We start from the raw sequence: 19419 nt of genomic DNA on the forward strand, positions 1-19419 counted from the left end.
TTGCGGTGTGTCTATGGATAGGTGTGAATCTTTTTGGGATTGGGAAAAGAGCTTTAAAAATGAAGTGTTAGAAGAATTATCTTTAATTCCTTGGAATCGATATGATGAAATTCTTCGCCAGGAGGAAAAAACAAAAGAAGTAATATCAAGTTTTTTAAATTTGAAACCAACTAATATTACTTTAATGTGTGGTGGGTTTGATGCTATACAAAAATTCATTAATTTAAGAAGGGGTGAAATAATTGCGATACCTAACAATTCATTTTTTGCTTATAAAAGTTTAGCAAAAAACCTAGGCGTTAATGTTATTGAGCTTAACCATGAAGATTTATTTAATAGTACGTTGCCAAAAATAATTTGCACACCAGACAACCCTTCAGGATATAGGATTGAAGATCAAGAAATAATTGATTGCTGTGATTTTACTTCCCCCGTATTAATCGATAAAACTTACTTTTACTTTAACTTTCTACCACAAGATAAACCTGTTTATATAAGAAAAAACTTAATTACAAATATAAGTCTTTCAAAGTCTTTTTCTATGGCTGGTGTTAGAGCTTCATTTTTAATTGGTGATGAGGAAAATATAAATGAATTAGACAAAACGAAAGCTCCATTTCATATACCTATTATGACATCAATAGTAATAAGAAAGCTGTTTGATGAAGATTGGGTTAGGTGCTTCAGAGAAAAGTCACATGAGTTATCTAAACTACGACATGATGCTACCTACCTTCTTAAGGGATTAAAATATAATGATCCAAATTCCAATTACCTATCAATAAATAAAGGACAATGCGTTCCCGATGACATTGTAACCCAATCTAGAGAAATGTATGATTTTTATAGGCTTACATTGGGTAATTTTAATGAAAAATAATTTTATTTATTATTTGAAGCTATTTCTTAACAATTTTGGTTTTGCAATTTCACCTTTTATAGGAATGATTTATACTCTTATTGTTATTCCTATTTTGTCTAAGTCATCAATTGAGTATACGAGTAGTTTTGGATTGTACATATCTATATCAACTATGATTTCATTCTCTCTTTCAGGTATGACTCCATCAATAATCAAATATAACAAGTCAGGCATATCCTTAGAGAGACTCAAGATTATAATTTTTTCATGGGCTTCTTGTCTTTGTTTTTTTGTTCTGTTTTTAATAATTTTTTTTATAATATTTTATGGGGAGTTTAATATTCTTTATGGATATTTTGTTGTTCTTTCTCCAGTAATGTTTCTTTCTATGGTTAATAACTACTTTAATTGTGTTTTAGTTATGAGCAATCGTGGTTCTGAAGTTTTTAAAGTGTCAGTTTTTATCATTATTGTTCAATTTTTAGCTTTCTTTTTTGTATATGTTTTATTAGACAATGTATTCTTAAGTTTAACAGTGCCTTTGATTTTATCGTCTATGTTAAATTATTTTATTCTAAATAATAAGACAAGGCATATAGTCTCAAAAAATAATAATGAAAAGAGTGGAAGTTTTTTTGCTATAATAAAAGATATACACTTAAATAGTTTAGATGCCGTAGTAATATCGATAACATTTACTATCGTCGTCTGGTCATCTAGCCAAATTTCAGAGGCGTCAATAATAATCTCAACAATGACAATAACAATTTTGAGGTTAACTATTTTACCACTAAAAAGATTCGGCATTGCTTACGCAAGTCAAATTAATTCTTTAGACCTAGTAGGAAAAGAAAAATTTATATTGAATACATTGATAGTTAAATATATATATATTATTTTACTATTACCTATTGTATTGTATTTGTTTGCAGTTACAATATACAATGCTGGCTATAACAACTTAATGTATATTTTTATTATAATTGCACTACAGATGTTGATAGAACCCATCGCCTCTTACCTTACTTCTATTTCTAAATATTTAGGGTTTGGTAAGTTGAACCTGAAATATACTATTATATATCAATGGTTTTTTTGTCTCCCTCTTATTGGGCTGCTACTTTTTAACCAGTTTCTTACTGTTGAACTGTTATGGGGAGTTATGTTCTTTGGGCGATTAATATTTTCATTGTTATACCTAAATTTGTTATTAAATTTTAAACGTAATAAAAAGTTAGCTTTGTCGTCTGGTGGTGTAAGTCATTAATAAATTATAGTGCGGAGTTCTAATGTTACATCAATTCTCTGCGAAGATTATTAGCTATAATGAAATGTTTTATTTTTAATACGTGGTGTTCGATGTATATAATATTGTTACTGAACTGTAAGGTTGTTTAAATGAATGCCTCTCTTTGCTTGGGCATCCCAAGATTTATCACCTTAGTTATCCCAGAGGAGAGTTTGATTTAGTAATTGCATGGTTATGCAGAAAGAATCATGAAAACGTCCATAAGCTTGCGCGGTCCGGATCACACATAGGTACCGATTGTCATTTTGGAATACTAGAGCTTATCTGGCAGGTCGAATCGTTCTAGAGAGTCATACTTTTTTATGTCCAACTTCGAGTCAGCACACTCAAAGCCAACCACTTCTCCGCCTACAGTTTGAGACGCAGAAACAGCTGCGTCTCATCACTCCAACCTCAAGCAAACAACTGTACCGCGCAGTAAATCAGTGTCGCCGCTAAGGTCATATTGATCGCTTTGCCATACTTCTGGAATTGTGATTGAAGAAGTTTGCCTGCGATTGCCCAGATCAAGTTGCTGGCTAGAGCGATAAACGCGAGTACTAGGCTGGTGGCCAAGATCCAGTAGATGTTTTGTGTGTGAGGCAACACGAATGTTGAGATGGATGTAACGCCGTAAAGAATGATTTTCACGTTCACGAACTGCAAACCAAAACCTGTTAAGAAAGTGATGCCCTCAGAATCTTTTGATGTGGTTTTGATATCACTTGTCGCGATTCCCCAAGCTAACCAAATGATGTAAGCCGCACCCACCCATGTGAGCCAAGGTGTAATCACAGGAAGCAGGCTGACCATGTGGTAAGTGAAAACGCCACACAACAGCATCAAAACAATATAGCCGCAGAACATCCCAGAAATGACTTTGGTCGAACGCTTTAGCCCGTGTTGTGTTGCAACACTGAGCGACAAAATGTTGTTGGGACCCGGCGTGATCGAAGTAATGATGACGTAGGTGAAAAATGCGGTGTAGATGGCACTCATCTCTATCTCTCCTGTTTTTTGTGCACTATACTTCGCGTTAATCAATTAAAAAATTGAATATATTTAAACTAAGAGTTTTAAGTTTTCGCACTATGCAGTTAGGAGTTTGGTCATGAATCTAAAGCGTTTCCTTACGTTTAAAACCATTGTTGAGGAAGGCTCGTTTCTTAAAGCATCGCAAAAGCTTTATTGTACTCAGTCGACAGTGACCTTTCAGATCAAACAGTTAGAGCAAGATCTCTCATTGCAGTTGTTCGAAAAGATCGGCCGAAAAATGGTGCTGACTCAGGCAGGAGAAAAAATCCTTCCTTACGTTTATGAGCTCGCACGAGTGATGGAAAATATTGAAGGCACGGCACAACAAGAGAGTGCTGAGCCGACAGGAGAGCTGAAGGTTTTAATCGCAGAAACTCAGCTCGCTTATAAAATGGCAAATGTTTTGAAGGAATTCAGAATACGAGCGCCGAAGGTAAGGCTCTCTCTGCAATCACAAAATTGCTATAAGATTCGTGATGAATTGATTGCTGATAAAGCCGATTTGGGTGTGTTCTACCGTGTCGGCAATGATGATGCGCTCAAGGTGCATGAGTTCGAACAAGAGCCGTTAGTCCTTGTTGCTTCGCCGCTTTTAACTGGATTGGATTTACAGAAAAGGGATCAACACATTGATTTGGGATTCATCAGCAATGGTCCTAAGTGCCTTTTCCGTCAGACTTTTGAGAGCATCATCCAAGAGCGCAACATCAGCATCGATAACATGATTGAGCTGAGCAGCATTAACACCATCAAAAACTGTGTAGAGAGTAATATCGGTATCTCGTATCTGCCTCGTTTCACTGTTGAAAAAGAACTGCAAGAGGGCAGTCTGCAAGAGCTCGCGTTTACCGATGCACCGCAAATGATCAAGCCGCTGTGTGGCTACCATGCCGGAAAGTGTGTTACGCCCGCAATGGAAGTCTTTATCGACTGTATGCGCAACGCGCACTAGACAGGCTTTTTCCTCAAACCATGAAATTCCTTCATGTTCAACGTGAAGTATTACCAATGTTATTCAAGTAACGAAGCAAGTATAAAAAACAGACTGCTCTGGTGTTAGGCACTGTGACAGCTGTTTTTGAACTGAATTTTCGAAGTAAACGCTGCACACACTGACGATTGGGAAAATCAAAAAACACAACCATCCCCAAGAACAGAGTTAGGAATCAGTCAGCGTTTATCTAAGGAAATAGGATACCAACTCACCATGAATAACGATTTCAACTTTGCTATTAAGAGCATCCGTTTTGATGAGAACTACCAACCATCAGACAGCACGCGCATCACGACCAACTTTGCCAACCTAGCTCGTGGTGACAGCCGCCAAAATAACCTTCGTAATGCACTGCGCATGATCGACAATCGTTTTAATGCCTTGGCACATTGGGATAACCCGAATGGCGATCGTTACAGTGTCGAGTTGGAAATCATCTCTGTGGATATGGATATCCAAGGCAGTGGTGAAGCGTTCCCTTCTATCGAAGTGCTTAAAACCAACATTATTGACCGCAAAACCAACGAACGAATCGAAGGTATTGTGGGTAACAACTTCTCTTCTTATGTGCGCGATTACGACTTTAGCGTTTTGCTGCTAGACCACAACAAAGACCAGCCTCAATTTAGCATTCCTGCTGATTTTGGCGAGTTGCACGGCAAGCTTTTTAAAGCGTTCGTGAAGTCGGAATCGTACCAACAACATTTCCAAAAGCCGCCTGTTATCTGTTTGAGTGTGTCGGACAACAAGGTTTACCGCCGTACTGACAACCAACATCCGGTGTTGGGTTTTGAATACCAGCCAAACGAATCGTCATTGACCGAACAGTACTTCAAAAAGATGGGCTTACAGGTGCGCTACTTTATGCCGCCAAACAGTGTCGCTCCGTTGGCGTTCTACTTCTTCGGTGACTTGTTGAATGACTACTCGAACCTAGAGCTGATCAGCACCATCAGTACCATGGAGACGTTCCAAAAAATTTACCGCCCAGAGATTTACAACGCGAATGCGGTAGCCGGCCAGTGTTACCAACCGAACTTGAAGAATCTCGATCACTCGTTAACCCAAATCGTTTATGACCGCGAAGAGCGCAGCCAGCTTGCGAAAGAGCAAGGGAAGTTTGCTGAGGAGCACTTCATCAAACCTTATCAAGCGATCCTTGAGCAATGGTCTGCAAATTACGCGTAATCGAAAACGATAATCTAAAAGGGTATGACGATGAAAACACTATTACCGACTTCAACGGCGGGCAGCTTACCTAAGCCTTCTTGGCTGGCTCAACCAGAGACGCTTTGGTCACCGTGGAAACTGCAAGGCGAAGAGCTAATTGATGGCAAACGCGATGCGCTGCGAGTCTCTTTGCAAGAGCAAGAACTAGCAGGGGTTGATATTGTCAGTGACGGTGAACAAACACGCCAACACTTCGTGACAACCTTTATTGAACACCTTAGCGGCGTAGACTTTGAGAACCGCAAAACCGTGACCATTCGTAATCGCTATGACGCGAGTGTACCGACGGTTGTTGGCCCAGTTAGCCGAAGCAAACCTGTGTTTGTGGAAGATGCGAAGTTCTTGCGACAGCAAACCAAACAACCGATCAAGTGGGCGCTTCCGGGGCCAATGACAATGATCGATACATTGTATGATGATCATTATGGCAGCCGTGAAAAGCTGGCTTGGGAATTCGCAAAGATCCTTAACCAAGAAGCCAAAGAGCTTGAAGCGGCAGGCGTCGACATTATCCAATTTGATGAGCCCGCATTTAATGTGTTCTTTGATGATGTGAACGAATGGGGCATTGCGTGTTTAGAGCGCGCTATCGAAGGGCTAAAATGCGAAACGGCTGTACATATCTGCTATGGCTACGGCATCAAAGCCAACACGGATTGGAAGAAGACGCTAGGCACTGAGTGGCGACAATACGAGGAGGTATTCCCGAAGCTGCAAGAGTCCAATATCGATATTATCTCGCTTGAGTGTCACAACTCGCGTGTACCTATCGAACTACTTGAACTTATCCGCGGCAAGAAGGTGATGGTTGGCGCAATTGATGTGGCAACTAACGAGATTGAAACACCAGAAGAGGTTGCAGAAACACTGCGCGAAGCACTGAAGTACGTCGACGCTGACAAACTTTACCCATGCACCAACTGCGGCATGGCGCCTCTATCTCGCGAAGTTTCAACTGCGAAGCTGAATGCACTCAGCGCAGGCGCAGAGATTATCCGTAAAGAGTTGGCGGGTTAATATCAAAACTTAGGTTCGACACAATAAACTCAAGTCAGGGTCATTCCAGCGAGTTTAGACGAGACTAGGAATCTACTAACCACTCGCTGGGAAACGGCGATAGCCTTCGAACTTCATAGCGCTCGGTGGGTAGATCCCGAATCACGCTCGTCCCTCGCTGTTCAGGATGACGGATGTTGGGAAGTATGTCGTTCACAACAAACCCAAGAGTTCGGGTCTTGGGTTTTCTCTCTATAAGATCACGAAAATAGAAGATGCTAATAGTTGATCACTTCCTGCTCGGTCGGGAGCTTTTTACGATACTCGAAGAACTGAGCAATCAAGTTGCTGACAACCATCAATGCCATCACACCAATCTGCACGTGAGTCAGTGAATCTCCCATGAGCGTGACGCCTAAGATCATTGCCAGAATTGGGTTAAAGGTGCCAAAGAAACTGAGCTCATTCGTTGTAATTAAAGGGATGGTATAGACATAAGCCCCGTAGGCTACAGAGGTTAATCCGATAATAATCCAACCCATCGCTAGCCACTGTTCAAAGTTGTTTGGGACTAAAGGTACGACGGCTTTTCCACCTGAAAAAACATCCCAATAGGCGAGAGGTAATAAGATGATGCCGCCGAAGATGAGTTTCCATGTTAGTAATTTCCACCAGTGGATTTTTTTCATCACGTGTTTAGCAACAACACTTCCCGCAATCAATGCACTCATAGCACCAACCAAGAGTAATACAGCTGATGGGCTGATCGGTGCGTGACTAGTCAAGAATAGATAAGTAGAACATCCCAGTAGCACCAATGCCGACACCAATTGGATCATTGATGGTTTTACTTGATGCGCGATCCCCATGATTGCCAAGCTCACAACAGGCAAGGCGATCATACCCACGCCAACCAAAGTACTCGGTAGTCTCAGCGCAGCAGCGAACAATAAGCCAAAAAATAACGCGATGTTAAGGAAGCCAATTAGAAGTAGAGCAGGGAGCTCTGATAGCTTGGGCATTGTTGGCTTTAAAATCAATAGAATGAAGCCAGCAGGCAGGGCTCTCCATACCGCTAGCGCGAACGGTGACCAACCAACAAACTCCGATGAAACAACAGCGTAGGTGGTTCCCCATAGTAAGGGGGCTAATATCGCCAAGATGATTTTCATAATGCTCCTTCAACTTCATTTTTGTAAATGTGTTTATATAAACATAATTTACTTAAACATAAATTGAGCGTAAAGTCACCTTCGTTGATCTTTTCTTTGATCCTCTGGTGGTGGTTTTAGAAGGCTGGGATTTTCTTTGAGCTGTAGGTTTGATTCTAAAGTTAGTACTAGTGGATGCGGAGTTGGGCAGGAAGAAGGTTTTAGTCTCAGATACTTAGGAGATGGTGGGTTATGGAAGTGATGGGTTTAGTTAAAGTAGTGATTAAAGCTCTCATGGCTTTTTTCGTAGATGTTCTCGCAATTTTAGTAATGGTACTATTTGCGTTAGGTCTTATTCTTGAGTTTCTCTACTTGGATGCAAAGCTTAGTTTTAAGAGGTGGCATCGTCGGTCTTGGCAAAGTAGTAGTAAGCGACGAGAGTGAAATGGTATAGAGCGTTATTACATGGATTCATTATTTTGAAGATGACGAGCAAGCAAGTTGCTGAGCAGTGGCTATCAATAAACAAAGAGTTGGACGGAAACATCATTGAACTTGTGACGTTATTCGTTCGATTCGGTACGTCACTTTCAGACGCAAGAACCCACTTTTGCAAGAAGCATGGATTAAATCCGTCAGAGTTTGATGTTCTAGCAACATTATACCGTTCAGGCGAGCCTTATGAGCTGACGGCAAAAGCACTCAAAGAGCAGACATTACTACCATCATCAGGTGCACTATCAAACCGATTGGAGCGCTTAGAAGCAAAAGATCTTGTCGTCCGTAAACATGACTTAGTTGATAAGCGCTCAGTCAAAATATCGTTGTCAAAACAAGGGTTAGGGTTGGTTGCCGCGATGGGACCTCAGTTTTTTGGTGAAATGGCAACGCTATTCGAAGCTCTTCCTGATGAGCAGCGACAATCGCTCTTGAGTTTGATGAGCTCACTTCAGTCTTAGTGCCGCATAATCCAAGCAAAACGGAAAAAGGAAACGGGGGGCTAACACCATAGACTTTAAGGAAAGCCCTTTGTTCATTAGTAAAGAGTTGGCGGGTTAGTATCGAAATTTATCTTCGATACAGAAACTCAAGACAGGGTCATTCCAGCGAGTTTAAGCGAGACTAGGAATCTGCTAACCACTCGCTGGGAAATGACGATAACCTTCGAAGTTTAAAGCACTCGGTGGGTAGATCCTGAATCACGCTCGTTCCTCGTTGTTCAGGATGACCGTTTCTAAATAAAAATGCAGCTCACAGTAAAGTGAGCGGCATGCTTCGTTTCCCGGTTCCCGTTAATTCAATTCCACATTCTTCATCTCTGGATGCTTCAATAACATCACGCGAATCCAGTGGTGTACTACCCACATCACCATTGCGGTCAGCAGTACTGCAACGAATATCGAACTGAATCGGTACAAGATAGAGAAGAACGCGTCTTTCTGCTCAGGCACTAATGACGTGGTCAGTGGAACAGACAGGGCTGACATCGCCGAGAACGCAATGGCGGCTTTGACTTGTCCTTTCGTTAGCCACAAACAGAATGGTCCCATAGCGATAGTAAACGCCAGCCAGAACAGTAACCCATGACCAAACCAACTGCCCAAGATTAACTGCACCGTCATACCCGCAATACAACCTAGTGCTGTGCCGATGATACGGATTTTCGCCATGGCCATTGAGCCTGCTAGTGTCATTGGCGTTAGGATGATGAGGATCGAAGCTTGTGCTGAAAGCGAGTCGTACAAATCACCTATTTGGAACACCAAAAATGCCGCCATCGCTACTACCCAGCCCATAGCTACTTGGCTGATGTAGTCGATGTCGCTTTTTACTGGCGTGGTCATTTCTGTTTGTAAGATCTTCGATTCCGGCTCTGGGAATAGCCAATAGGCGAGGGCACAGACGAAGATATTACTGAACGAAATCACCCAAAGGTTGACGTTGAACTCTTCAATATCCATGAAATCGTAGCTCGCAAAGTTGAGCACGATCGAGCCAACCAACAATCCCATGTAACCAAACAAGTAGGTTTTTGGGTTCATCATCGCGATGCATTTAAACAGCATCATAATGCCCACTGCCGCGAACATCAGAGTGGGATGGAACTGTAAGTATTCGAGAATAAAGGTGGCTTGAACCGTAGTCCAAACCGCTGAGAACAGCACCATCAATACCAATGGTAGGCTGAAGTGATCCATACGGCCGAGCACGAACAGCGGCAGCATGACGGCAAAGAAACCGTAAGACCAACCAAAGATCATGCTCAATGCCAAACCCATTGAGCAGCCGAACCAAATGCGTAAGGTTTTCATCGCAGCCGCCTAGTAGATAAAGTGGAACCAGCTAGCTAGGTAGATTTGAACTTGTGCCATCATTGCCCAGAACGGACTGTTATCTGGGTAAAGAACGATGGTGGCACGAGAACCGACGAACAGAGAGGAAGGCAAGGCTTCTTCGCTGGTTAGGTTTACGCGAGTGCGCTGCGCATCTCGTACCCAACGGTTGTTCACTTCGACCTTGGTCAGTGCGCCGTTTGGGGTTTGTTGTGCGGCCGCAACACCGTAATCTCGGCTGGATAATTCGAAGTCGTACACAGAACCTGGGTTAGCATCGAATGCCACCATTGCATGGTAGTCTTTGCTTACTCCCGCCACAGACTTCTCACGGAAATCCGCTGCGACCCACATTGAGCCTGTTGGGACAAACGTAAGCAATGGCATGTTGGTGTTTGCCATGGTGCCGACTTCCAATTGCAGGTTCGTTACCACGCCGTTACTTGGAGCAAGGACTGCGGTGTTGGTTAGGTCTAGCTGTGCTTTCTCAATGCCGTTTTTCGCAATTCGAACTGCTGTGCTTTGGCCTTTTTTATCGCCAAGTTGTGCTTCAATCACTTTCAAGTTTTGTTGTTCTGCTTTGAGCGCAGCTCGTGACACTTGGTTTTGTGCGAAAGCGTTGTCCAAGGTGGATTGAGAAATCACTTTCTGTTTCGACAGCTTTTGCAAACGAGAGTATTCACGGTGTGCGTTATTGTAGGTCGCTTCTGCTCGTGCAATGTTCGCCAATGCTGCTTCACGTTGTGAGTAAAGGGTGGCTTCTTTTTCGTAAGCCGATTGCAGTGACAACTCCGCTTGCTCTAGAGCAATTTTGTATTTGCGGTCATCGATTTTGAATAGCACATCGCCTTTGTGAACCGACTGGTTGTTGTCGATAAGCACGTCGGTCACTTTGCCAGAGACCTCTGGCGCGACTTGCACTACGTAACCCTGAACTCGCCCTTCGGTGGTGATTGGCGCGTGACGGTCAGCAATGATGATGTAGAAAAAGAGTACAATGAACAGGACAATAAGTGTTCGCATCCAGTGTTTGAATTTATGATCCGCTGTCATAAGAGATACCTGAATTTATGGCGCTAACAAGCAAATAAGACAGGCGATTATAGAGAAGTTGGTCACAGTTCAGTAGAATGACATTAAGTGCATGAATGACCTAAAAGTAGGACAATGAACGTAAGTTTTGATGATCTTCACCTGTTTAGCCAAACCGTTGTACACGGAGGCATCAGTGCTGCCGCAGACGCTAACCAATTACAGCGCTCCAAAGTGAGCCGCAGACTACAGGAGTTGGAAAAAGCGCTAGGCTGCCAATTGCTGATTAGAACCACGCGAACCATTGAGTTGACCGAGCACGGCAAGCGTCTGTTTGAGCTGGTGGGACAACCGATTGAGCACATTCAGCAAGGTTTGAATGTGATGCACGAATATCAACAAGAACTGACGGGCAAGGTGCGCGTCGCGATTCCGTCTGCATTGATGAGCTCAGCCGCGTTTAACTGGATCATTAACGAATACACCACGCGTTACCCTGAGATGTCGGTGGAAATTGAAAACCATCAGGAGAGTGTCGATCTTAAGCGTCAGGCGTTTGATCTTCAGCTTCTTCCTAGCGTGGCGAAAGTATCGGACGACAGTTATGTTCAGTTCAGCTTGTTGCCTTATCGCAGTCATTTTGTGGCGTCTAAAGCCTACCTAGAGGCGCATTCACCATTAAAAACCATGGCAGACTTAAAGCACCATCGTTTGCTAACCAACCGTTACAACGCGGATTTACTCGACTCTGAACTGCATGTGGCATTGAAATCCGACGATTTGAATTTGCTTCGCTCTATGGCGATCGCAGGCAATGGCATTGCGTTTATTCCTCAAGTGCATTCCAAGCCAGCATTGGAAGACGGCATGCTGGTGGAAGTGCTGCCGGAGTTTACGCATCCTAAGCAGCATCTGACTTTGATTTATCCATCCAATCTATTTTTACCGAACAAGGTCAAAGTGCTGATTGAACTGTTTCGAGAACGATTTAAATAGCGTGAGCGGACAATAACTTTGCGAATTTGCCGATCTGATTATCCTGCGCTTCTGGTACATTCGTTTTATTCAAAGGCTTGAGCAGAGTGATGTTCAAGCCGCTCATAGGAGATGAGAATGTTATCGAAAAACACCACCGGACTGATTGTTGTCGATGTGCAAGGTAAGCTGGCAACACTCATGCACGAAAGCGAAGCCCTGATTGAAAGCACCACCAAGTTAGTCAAAGGCGCAAAAGCACTCAACTTGCCGATTGTTTGGTTGGAGCAAAATCCAGATCGCTTAGGGCCAACGGTTGAGCCGATTCGTGAAGTGCTAGCGAAAGATCACTTGCCCATCGCTAAGTACACCTTTGATGGTTGCAAAGAACCGACATTCAAACTCGCGGTAGAAAACGCCAAAGTCGACACTTGGCTAGTTTGTGGTATCGAAGCGCACATTTGTGTGTATCAAACCGCGGTATCGCTTCGTCAAATGGGTTATCGAGTGGAGTTGGTGACCGATTGTGTCTCTTCCCGAACGCCAGCGAACAAAGCGTTAGCGCTTGCAAAACTGACCGCGAATGGCGTTGGTCTAACGGGCGTCGAAATGTGTTTGTATGAAATGGTAGAAGATTGCCGAGCACCAGAGTTTAAAGAGATCTTAGGGCTCATTAAATAGCACAACCGCAGTCGTAGACAATTGTTACGGTGAAACATGGCAGAGGCAAAGATGGAACTGAGAGCATTTGAAAAGGAAGATTACGAGGCACTCATCCGCTGGATTGATTCAGACAAACTGAACTACCAGTGGGGAGGCCCAAACTTTCAATTCCCTTTGGATGAGGAACAAATCAGTGCTCACTGCTCCAAACCTAAAGTCTTCCCGTTTATCCTAATTTGCGACGGAAAGAAGGCGGGGTATGTTGAGCTATTCAAAGTCTCAGATGCACACTTTCGTATTTGTCGCGTGTTCATTGCCAACGCGTTTCGAGGGCAAGGGATTTCAAAGGTCATGCTCACGCAGCTTATCGAACTGTCTCAAACTCAGCATCATGCTCAAGTCTTGTCGTTGGCGGTGTTTGAGCGTAATACTGTCGCGAAGAACTGCTACGAGTCGCTGGGTTTCAAAGTAACTTCTCATGAATCAGGAACCCGTTGTTTTGATAACGAGGTTTGGGATCTTTTACTCATGGAAAAGCGACTTTAGAAAAGAGCTAAAAGCTGGCGAAAGGGTGTTGGAGTTTCGCTCCTACCTTGCTTTGGGGATGTGTTAGGGATTAAGGATGACGAATGGAAATTAGAGAAGTTAAAGACACGGATTCAGCTCAAATTGTTGAAATATATAATTACTATGTGGAGTCCACGTCGATTTCTTTTGAGGAAGAACCGATTTCCATCGAGGTGATGCAGCAACGAATAGAAGAAGTGCTGAGTTTAGGCTTACCTTGGTTGGTGGCCGAGGTCGACGGCCAAGTATTGGGGGACGCTTATGCCAATCGATGGAAGCCGCGCTCTGCTTATCGCTTTACCGTTGAACCTTCTATCTACGTGAAGCAGGGCATCACCAGCAAAGGCATTGGCAGCACTATGTATTCACACTTGCTCGACAACCTCAAAGAGAAACAGATTAAGAACGTGATTGGCGTGATTACGTTGCCTAACGAATCGAGTATCCGATTGCATGAGAGACTGGGCTTCAAGAAGGTAGGGGAATTTCCTAATATCGGGCTCAAGTTCGGCGAGAAGAAATCTGTCGGGTATTGGCAGTTGGAATTGAATGCGTAACCTCGAACTTTAAAATCTCCTCCCTTGGTAACCTGATTTTTTCAAACAGCTTACCAAGGGAAATCGTCTTCTTGTGCTGACTTAGGCATCCCTGTTCTTACTCGATGATCGCTTGCTAGAGGACAGCGCCGCTTGTGTTTCTTCCAGCCCTTCCGCTTTATATTGATAGCCGGAGTTCATGCTCATGTCTTTGTACTTCACCAGCATCTTTTCAATGATCAGAGATTGAATGCGAAGAGCATCTTTCCCAAGCTTTTCGGCAATAAATTCACTGAGCGCTTTCACCGTCACTTTGTGCTTTTGCGCGTTTGATTCGGTTCCGGTTTTGACTTCAATCACCATGTTCTGCTCTTTCTGAGCAATTTGAGTCAGATGAGCTGTGAACCGCTCGTTGTAAACCTGAGATGTTGGGCTTAAACGGAGCTTGTTGATTCTCGGGTACTGACTCGCCAATTCATCCTTGAGTTTTTGGTGCAGTTTTAAGTCTTTTAGAGCAATCGACTTCTGTTGGTTGATGCTGTTGAAGAACTTCATATCGTTAGACACATCAATGTCTTCGGAAGAAGAGATAAACGCAGGATCAAACAACACATTGCGGTTGAGCATGGTGAACTGCTCAATTGGTCGGCCCTTTACTGCGCCCTCGTTGAGCAACCCTTTTGGCGCTTTTGAGCCTTTCTCGTAGGTGTCTCCACTTGTCACACCAAGCGAGATATACAAGGTGGTGTCATCTTTTACTTCCGATGTGGCTTCTTCCGCTGCGGAGATAAGATCCATTTCAGACATCAACACATTGCAGTCCATCATGGTGACTTTTTTGAGTTGTTTGAGTTTGCAAAAATCGACGACGGCTTTTCTTGTTGCACCAAAACCAACGGTACCAGATTCGAACGCCCACCCAACCAAACCTACGCCAGCGGCTTGAAGTAGTGTCCCCACTTGCTCATGATATAAGTTCAGCTCGCTTTGGTGCACAAACAAGTACACGGGTCTGTCGCCGCCTTCTGTGTACCAATATAACTCTTCCAGTTTCTCTTTGATCTTAAACTCTTTCGGCATGCCGACGGAGGGAACGATTAAAGCAGTGCCTGTGGTGGATTGTGGCTCTATTCTTACTTCAAAATGGGAGGTGCTTGGTGACGTTGATTGTTGGTTTTGTTGTCGAGTTTGCACCGGACTTGGGTCGTGGATTTGTCGGCGGTAGTAAACACGCTCTAGTTCGCGGTAGTTATTCAAAATCTGATCGACACTGACAGGTTCATACTTGAGCGCGCCTGTGTTGTCGTTAACCACGTAGCGATAGTTAAAGCGTATCAGCGCTTCAGCGGGTTTGTCTGCGATGGTGAGATTGCTCTCTTCGACGTGGTTTTGCCAATCTCGTTGAAACGCTTCCCACTTGTCGGCGTTTTCTTTTGTCTGCTCCTCGCGCGAGCGCTTAGTTGCTGAGCCTCCTTGTGAGGAGTTGGAGGCATCGTTCTTTCTTTTTTTCGCTTGGCTTGAGGTAGCCGCCGAAGTGTTCGTTTCACTGTACATGCGTGTGTTCACTTATTTTGAATATGAGTGATGAGGGAGGTTCTCCCTCAAGTGGCATCTTGATTTGCCTTGTCGATCAGCAAGCCATAAAAACTAGACCGAAGACAGGCTGGTTATGTGCGTCAACTGTATGTCGTCATCGACGAAAGAAACGGCCACTCGTAATACGCGGCTTTCAATTTTTTGCACATTCAATACTGGCGTGTTTTGCGACAATCCTGCGTGATTAAATATATTGATCACTGAAGAGGGCTGCGATAAGTCCGAATATTCCCCCCACACATCGCGTTTTGCGTACTTTCCCCAAACGTCTCCGAGCGGGTAGGCTTGGCCAACCGCAAAGGTCTCTTGAGGGCACGTTTGCTCAGCATTGGTCGCTTTTTGTGGTTGTTGAGCCGCACTGACATTCAACACATCACTAACTTTGAGTGCGATAGGATCGCTTTCATAGCTTGGATTAAGCTTGAGCAATGCTTTTGCAGACAACCCATATTGAGGCGCAATATCCGTCCATAGTTCCGGCGTCCCATCGTCGTTGGTACTAACTTTATGGGTCTTCGCTTTGCTTGTTTCGTTGTTCGATTGTGTCGCTGTATTTTCTCTTGGTAGCAAAGACTGTTTCACAATCGCTTTAAGCGCAGCGATATCAATGAGCGTGGCATTTTGCTCCAACCAAGTTGGGTTAATCTCGGCAAGCTCAACGTTGGTGAGCTTCTCTTTACGGTAGAAAATATGCTGGGGTGCGGCTTTCTTACCCTCAATTGCGACCGGTACCAGTACGGTGTTGAATGTTTTGGAGCTAGCCAGTATTTCTGTAATGCCATGGGCGTTGGAAGTGGTCATTTGCCAAGAAAACTTGTCGTTACCAAGAATCGCCATTTCATGCATTAACTTTCCATCATGGAAATAATAGTAAAAGCCTTGCGCTGCCCAACCCAGTAGACCTTTGGTCTCGACGGCAGGAATAAAAGGAATGAATTCAGCATTGGTATATTCACTGCCGAGCGTTTTTGGCGTGACAGTGTATTTTTGTTGTAAGCCGACGTCTTGAAAAAGTTCGTGTAAAAGGGTTTTGTCTTCGGCTTCGAAACATTCTGCTGATAATACAGTACAGGGCGACGGTTGGGTTTTCTCTAATTTTCCCCAGCGTTTAATAAGTGGTTCTTTTGGCGTTTTCGCCAGAGAAAAAACTCCCGGTCGAAGAGTATTTAAATCGTCTTTTGGCGCATGGATTTTAATTCGACATTCGAATTCCGCCTCAGCCTGAGATTGATAGTCGTGGACTGACGAGCTGTAGCTTGCTGGCGCACTGTTCTGTGAACTGGATTGGTTACTTGTGTTCGAATGACGGCTAGCGGTTGAGAGTTTGTCTGACGTAGTTGACGTGGATTCGATAAGTGGCGAGTAGCCAGCTCCCCTCACACGTGTTGATGTTGGACGCTTCATTAATATCGCCTCTTGGATTTAATTGGTGATAGCTTAGCGGCAAATAAAAGAACGCACTATAGACAAAACAACCAATTCTTTTTGCTTAGTTACTAAATCTATAGTCAGAACGAAAGTCACGCAGGGTAAGGTATTTAGTGATAATAATGTTTATTAAAGCGAGGGGGGGGGCAATAAATAATATTAATGCGAAGGGTGGGTAGATATATTGATGGTTTATTTTAGGAAAGCGTGAAGCGCTAATTACTGGTTATTGATGATGAAAGCTTAATAACCAGCAGTTAAGAGCTGACAGTTAATAACCGATAGCCAATCATAACCATTAACCAGCGCCGTGATCTATTGGAAGAACCAATAAGCTTACTCAAACTCTCTTTGGTATCTCGGCAACATGGATTCATTGCCAAGCAACCCGCCTTGATGGATGTAAATCAACGTCTTATCTTCATTTTCTGCCAACCACGGCTGTAAGCATTGCCACATGTAAGGGTCATACAGCAGATCGAACTCTAGGTTGGTTTGATCGTAGAGTGCATTCCACGTCTCGTAATCGCTTTGATATAAACGACCGAAATGGTGCTTATCGCGTACCGACAAAATGGTTGGGTGATTGTCTGTTTCTAGCGTGTTGAATTGTTCAGTGAGGTATTGAGCATCACCGACACAAGCACAGGTAACAACCTCGATTCCGTGTGGTTTCAAATGTTTGCTCAAGTACAGCGCAGTGGTTCCGGTTCCTGATGGTAGTGCCACAACAAACTGTTTTTTGCCTTCAAGACGAGTCCAATCAAGCAGCTCGCGCGCTAATTGCTTTACTCCAGCTTCAGCAATCTTCGCTTTACCGCCTTCTGGAACCACCAAGGTCGTGTCGTCCAAGCCACGAACCTGTTCGATGTATTCGGTTGGATGCAAATCGGATTCAATGTCCTGCATCGCCGTGATACTCATACCCAAATCAAGCGCACCACGATAGTTGCCGATAGGGGAGTCTTTAAGCCAAGACGGAATGTGTTGAACATAGAACTCGAAATTCCAGCCTTTGATTTGCGCCAGAGCGGCAAGCGAATACATCGCGTTGGATTGAGCAGAGCCATAACTGATGAGGGTTTTGATGTCGCTGTTCTGCGTTTCCATCAACGCCATAAACTTACGTGCCTTGTTCCCAGAAAAGTGAGAATGCAGCATGTCATCACGCTTAAGGAAAAACGTATGACCGTTGAAGTTGTGTTGAGTTATCGGGCTTTCAGAGAGTTTCATGCTACTGCTGACGTGTCCAACCACGCGACCTTGCCGTTAAAAAGGGCGCGTAGTGTAACGCCATTAAACCCAGATAAAAAGTCTGGGTTTCAGTACATCCATTTCGGTTATTCCTGATGTTTTGACGCGCTTTTACTGGGGCTGTAATGCAATGGCTCGCCTTTCTGCTTCAAGCCACGTACACTACGCCGCTTATTTCAACTCAATCAGAAGGCTTGGTTTTGCAAACTCTAGAACAATTAAAAACAGGACAATTAGTAGGAACGAAACAACTGAAGTTGGCGCAAGGGCTAACTGAGTTTCCTATGGAAATTTTAGAGCTTGCAGAAACGCTTGAAGTGTTAGATTTGTCTGGTAACGCACTGTCAGATTTACCACCAGAGTTGGAACAGCTGACCAAGTTAAAAATCATCTTTGCTTCCAACAACCAGTTCACCCATTTGCCAAAGGTATTGGGCAAACTGCCAAACCTTGAAATGGTTGGGTTTAAAACCAACAAGATCAAAGTGGTGAGTGAAGCCTCATTACCAACTCAGTTACGTTGGTTGATTCTGACTGACAACGAGATTGAAGTTCTCCCAAACAGTCTGGGTGAAAGACCACGCCTAAGAAAGCTTGCATTGGCGGGCAATCGCATCAAGCAACTGCCAAACAGCATGGAAAACTTGGTCAATTTAGAATTGATTCGTCTCTCTGCGAACCAGTTAGAGCACTTCCCGGATGTGTTGATGAAGCTACCTAAATTGGCATGGTTTGCTTTCGCAGGTAACCCATTCTGCAAGCATCCATCTTCGTTAGATAGCGTGCCGAAAGTGACGACAAACAGTTACTCGCTTAATCATGTTCTTGGCCAAGGTGCGAGTGGTGTGATTTCTCATGCTAACTGGACTGACGCTCAATACGACTTCCCGAACGAAGTGGCGGTGAAAGTGTTCAAGGGCGAAGTGACCAGTGACGGTTACCCACATGATGAACTTGAAGCATGTTTACAAGCCGGGCATCACAACAACTTGGTGAAATCCATCGCGCAAGTAGACGATGGTAATGAGCTTGCTTTGGTGATGGAGCTGATCCCAAACCGTTACTACAACTTGGGTTTACCGCCAACACTGGAAACTTGCACCCGAGATACATTCCCACAAGGGTTTACGCTGACGGTCGAGCAAGTGAATTCTATTGTTGAACAAATGGTGGACGTATTTAATCACCTGCACGATAACAAGGTATGCCATGGCGATTTGTATGCGCACAATACTTTGGTGAATGACCAAGGTGAGATGATCTTCGGCGACTTTGGCGCAGCGAGCATTTACGGTTACTTATCTGACGAGCAGCAAGCGGCAATCAGAACCATTGAATCGAGAGCGTTGAAGTACTTTATCGAAGATATGTTTTCTGTGTGCGAAGCGTCAGAATCGGCATCGCAAGCATTCAATCGACTAGCAGCGCTTGCGGCATAAGGTTTCATTCAATTGAATCAAAAAGAGGTATCGAATTGCT

General features: G+C 43.9%; 18 protein-coding genes. 11 read left to right on the plus strand and 7 right to left on the minus strand.

All coding sequences use genetic code 11. From position 1 onward, the window contains the following. Positions 1-13: 13 nt before the first annotated feature. Positions 14-880: an aminotransferase class I/II-fold pyridoxal phosphate-dependent enzyme gene (locus tag KJB05_RS06460; RefSeq protein WP_208444383.1), complete on the plus strand. Its 867-nt coding sequence runs from the start codon at positions 14-16 to the stop codon at positions 878-880. Continuing rightward, positions 870-2129 carry a hypothetical protein gene (locus KJB05_RS06465; RefSeq protein ID WP_208444384.1) on the plus strand — a complete coding sequence of 420 codons (1260 nt, stop codon included), beginning with the start codon at positions 870-872 and terminating at the stop codon, positions 2127-2129. The genes KJB05_RS06460 and KJB05_RS06465 overlap by 11 nt, the downstream gene beginning before the upstream one ends. A 435-nt stretch (positions 2130-2564) precedes the next feature. Here KJB05_RS06465 and eamB read toward each other — a convergent pair whose 3' ends face one another. Next, positions 2565-3149 carry a cysteine/O-acetylserine transporter gene (gene eamB, locus KJB05_RS06470; RefSeq protein WP_208444385.1) on the minus strand — a complete coding sequence of 195 codons (585 nt, stop codon included), beginning with the start codon at positions 3147-3149 and terminating at the stop codon, positions 2565-2567. A 112-nt stretch (positions 3150-3261) separates the two neighbouring features. Here eamB and KJB05_RS06475 point away from each other — a divergent pair, with 112 nt between their 5' ends. The 3 genes from KJB05_RS06475 to KJB05_RS06485 all read left to right on the plus strand — a co-directional run bounded on the left by KJB05_RS06475 (position 3262) and on the right by KJB05_RS06485 (position 6426). Continuing rightward, the gene (locus KJB05_RS06475) at positions 3262-4137 is read left to right on the plus strand and encodes a LysR family transcriptional regulator (RefSeq protein ID WP_208444386.1); all 876 of its coding nucleotides are present in this window, start codon (positions 3262-3264) and stop codon (positions 4135-4137) included. A gap of 255 nt (positions 4138-4392) precedes the next feature. Beyond that, positions 4393-5367, plus strand: coding sequence for a DUF1852 domain-containing protein (locus KJB05_RS06480; protein WP_005443333.1), 975 nt, complete (start codon positions 4393-4395; stop codon positions 5365-5367). Between the two features lie 30 nt (positions 5368-5397). Beyond that, complete coding sequence (locus KJB05_RS06485) at positions 5398-6426, plus strand: methionine synthase (RefSeq protein WP_208444387.1); 1029 nt, start codon at positions 5398-5400, stop codon at positions 6424-6426. 257 nt (positions 6427-6683) lie between these two features. Here KJB05_RS06485 and KJB05_RS06490 read toward each other — a convergent pair whose 3' ends face one another. Next, positions 6684-7577 (minus strand): DMT family transporter, encoded by an 894-nt coding sequence (locus KJB05_RS06490; RefSeq protein ID WP_208444388.1) that lies wholly within the window; start codon positions 7575-7577, stop codon positions 6684-6686. A gap of 419 nt (positions 7578-7996) precedes the next feature. On the opposite strand from KJB05_RS06490, the gene KJB05_RS06495 reads away from it, so the two are divergent. Beyond that, positions 7997-8515 carry a MarR family transcriptional regulator gene (locus tag KJB05_RS06495; protein WP_244142894.1) on the plus strand — a complete coding sequence of 173 codons (519 nt, stop codon included), beginning with the start codon at positions 7997-7999 and terminating at the stop codon, positions 8513-8515. 333 nt (positions 8516-8848) lie between these two features. Here KJB05_RS06495 and KJB05_RS06500 read toward each other — a convergent pair whose 3' ends face one another. Both KJB05_RS06500 and KJB05_RS06505 read right to left on the minus strand, forming a co-directional pair. Continuing rightward, the gene (locus tag KJB05_RS06500) at positions 8849-9868 is read right to left on the minus strand and encodes a DUF2955 domain-containing protein (RefSeq protein WP_045412076.1); all 1020 of its coding nucleotides are present in this window, start codon (positions 9866-9868) and stop codon (positions 8849-8851) included. A 9-nt stretch (positions 9869-9877) separates the two neighbouring features. Further along, positions 9878-10942, minus strand: a complete 1065-nt coding sequence (locus KJB05_RS06505) for an HlyD family secretion protein (RefSeq protein ID WP_208444389.1) — start codon at positions 10940-10942, stop codon at positions 9878-9880. Positions 10943-11056: 114 nt separating this feature from the next. Here KJB05_RS06505 and KJB05_RS06510 point away from each other — a divergent pair, with 114 nt between their 5' ends. From KJB05_RS06510 to KJB05_RS06525, 4 genes are all read left to right on the plus strand, one after another. After that, positions 11057-11917: a LysR family transcriptional regulator gene (locus tag KJB05_RS06510; protein ID WP_208444390.1), complete on the plus strand. Its 861-nt coding sequence runs from the start codon at positions 11057-11059 to the stop codon at positions 11915-11917. A 117-nt stretch (positions 11918-12034) separates the two neighbouring features. Then, a complete protein-coding gene (locus tag KJB05_RS06515; protein WP_005435018.1) occupies positions 12035-12577 on the plus strand; it encodes a hydrolase in 543 nt (180 codons plus the stop codon). A gap of 51 nt (positions 12578-12628) precedes the next feature. Beyond that, complete coding sequence (locus tag KJB05_RS06520) at positions 12629-13105, plus strand: GNAT family protein (RefSeq protein WP_208444391.1); 477 nt, start codon at positions 12629-12631, stop codon at positions 13103-13105. Between the two features lie 83 nt (positions 13106-13188). Then, the gene (locus KJB05_RS06525; protein WP_208444392.1) at positions 13189-13683 is read left to right on the plus strand and encodes a GNAT family N-acetyltransferase; all 495 of its coding nucleotides are present in this window, start codon (positions 13189-13191) and stop codon (positions 13681-13683) included. An 81-nt stretch (positions 13684-13764) separates the two neighbouring features. Here KJB05_RS06525 and KJB05_RS06530 read toward each other — a convergent pair whose 3' ends face one another. The 3 genes from KJB05_RS06530 to KJB05_RS06540 all read right to left on the minus strand — a co-directional run bounded on the left by KJB05_RS06530 (position 13765) and on the right by KJB05_RS06540 (position 17919). After that, positions 13765-15216 (minus strand): hypothetical protein, encoded by a 1452-nt coding sequence (locus KJB05_RS06530; RefSeq protein ID WP_208444393.1) that lies wholly within the window; start codon positions 15214-15216, stop codon positions 13765-13767. 93 nt (positions 15217-15309) lie between these two features. Beyond that, entirely contained in the window at positions 15310-16662 is a 1353-nt protein-coding gene (locus KJB05_RS06535; protein ID WP_208444394.1) for a LysM domain-containing protein, read from the minus strand. Positions 16663-17022: 360 nt separating this feature from the next. Then, positions 17023-17919: a 1-aminocyclopropane-1-carboxylate deaminase/D-cysteine desulfhydrase gene (locus KJB05_RS06540; RefSeq protein WP_045412057.1), complete on the minus strand. Its 897-nt coding sequence runs from the start codon at positions 17917-17919 to the stop codon at positions 17023-17025. A 221-nt stretch (positions 17920-18140) separates the two neighbouring features. On the opposite strand from KJB05_RS06540, the gene KJB05_RS06545 reads away from it, so the two are divergent. Continuing rightward, entirely contained in the window at positions 18141-19379 is a 1239-nt protein-coding gene (locus KJB05_RS06545; protein ID WP_208444407.1) for a leucine-rich repeat-containing protein kinase family protein, read from the plus strand. The last annotated feature ends 40 nt before the right edge of the window (positions 19380-19419 follow it).

Source organism: Vibrio sp. B1ASS3 (assembly GCF_905175355.1).
Classification (GTDB): Bacteria; Pseudomonadota; Gammaproteobacteria; order Enterobacterales; family Vibrionaceae; genus Vibrio; species Vibrio owensii.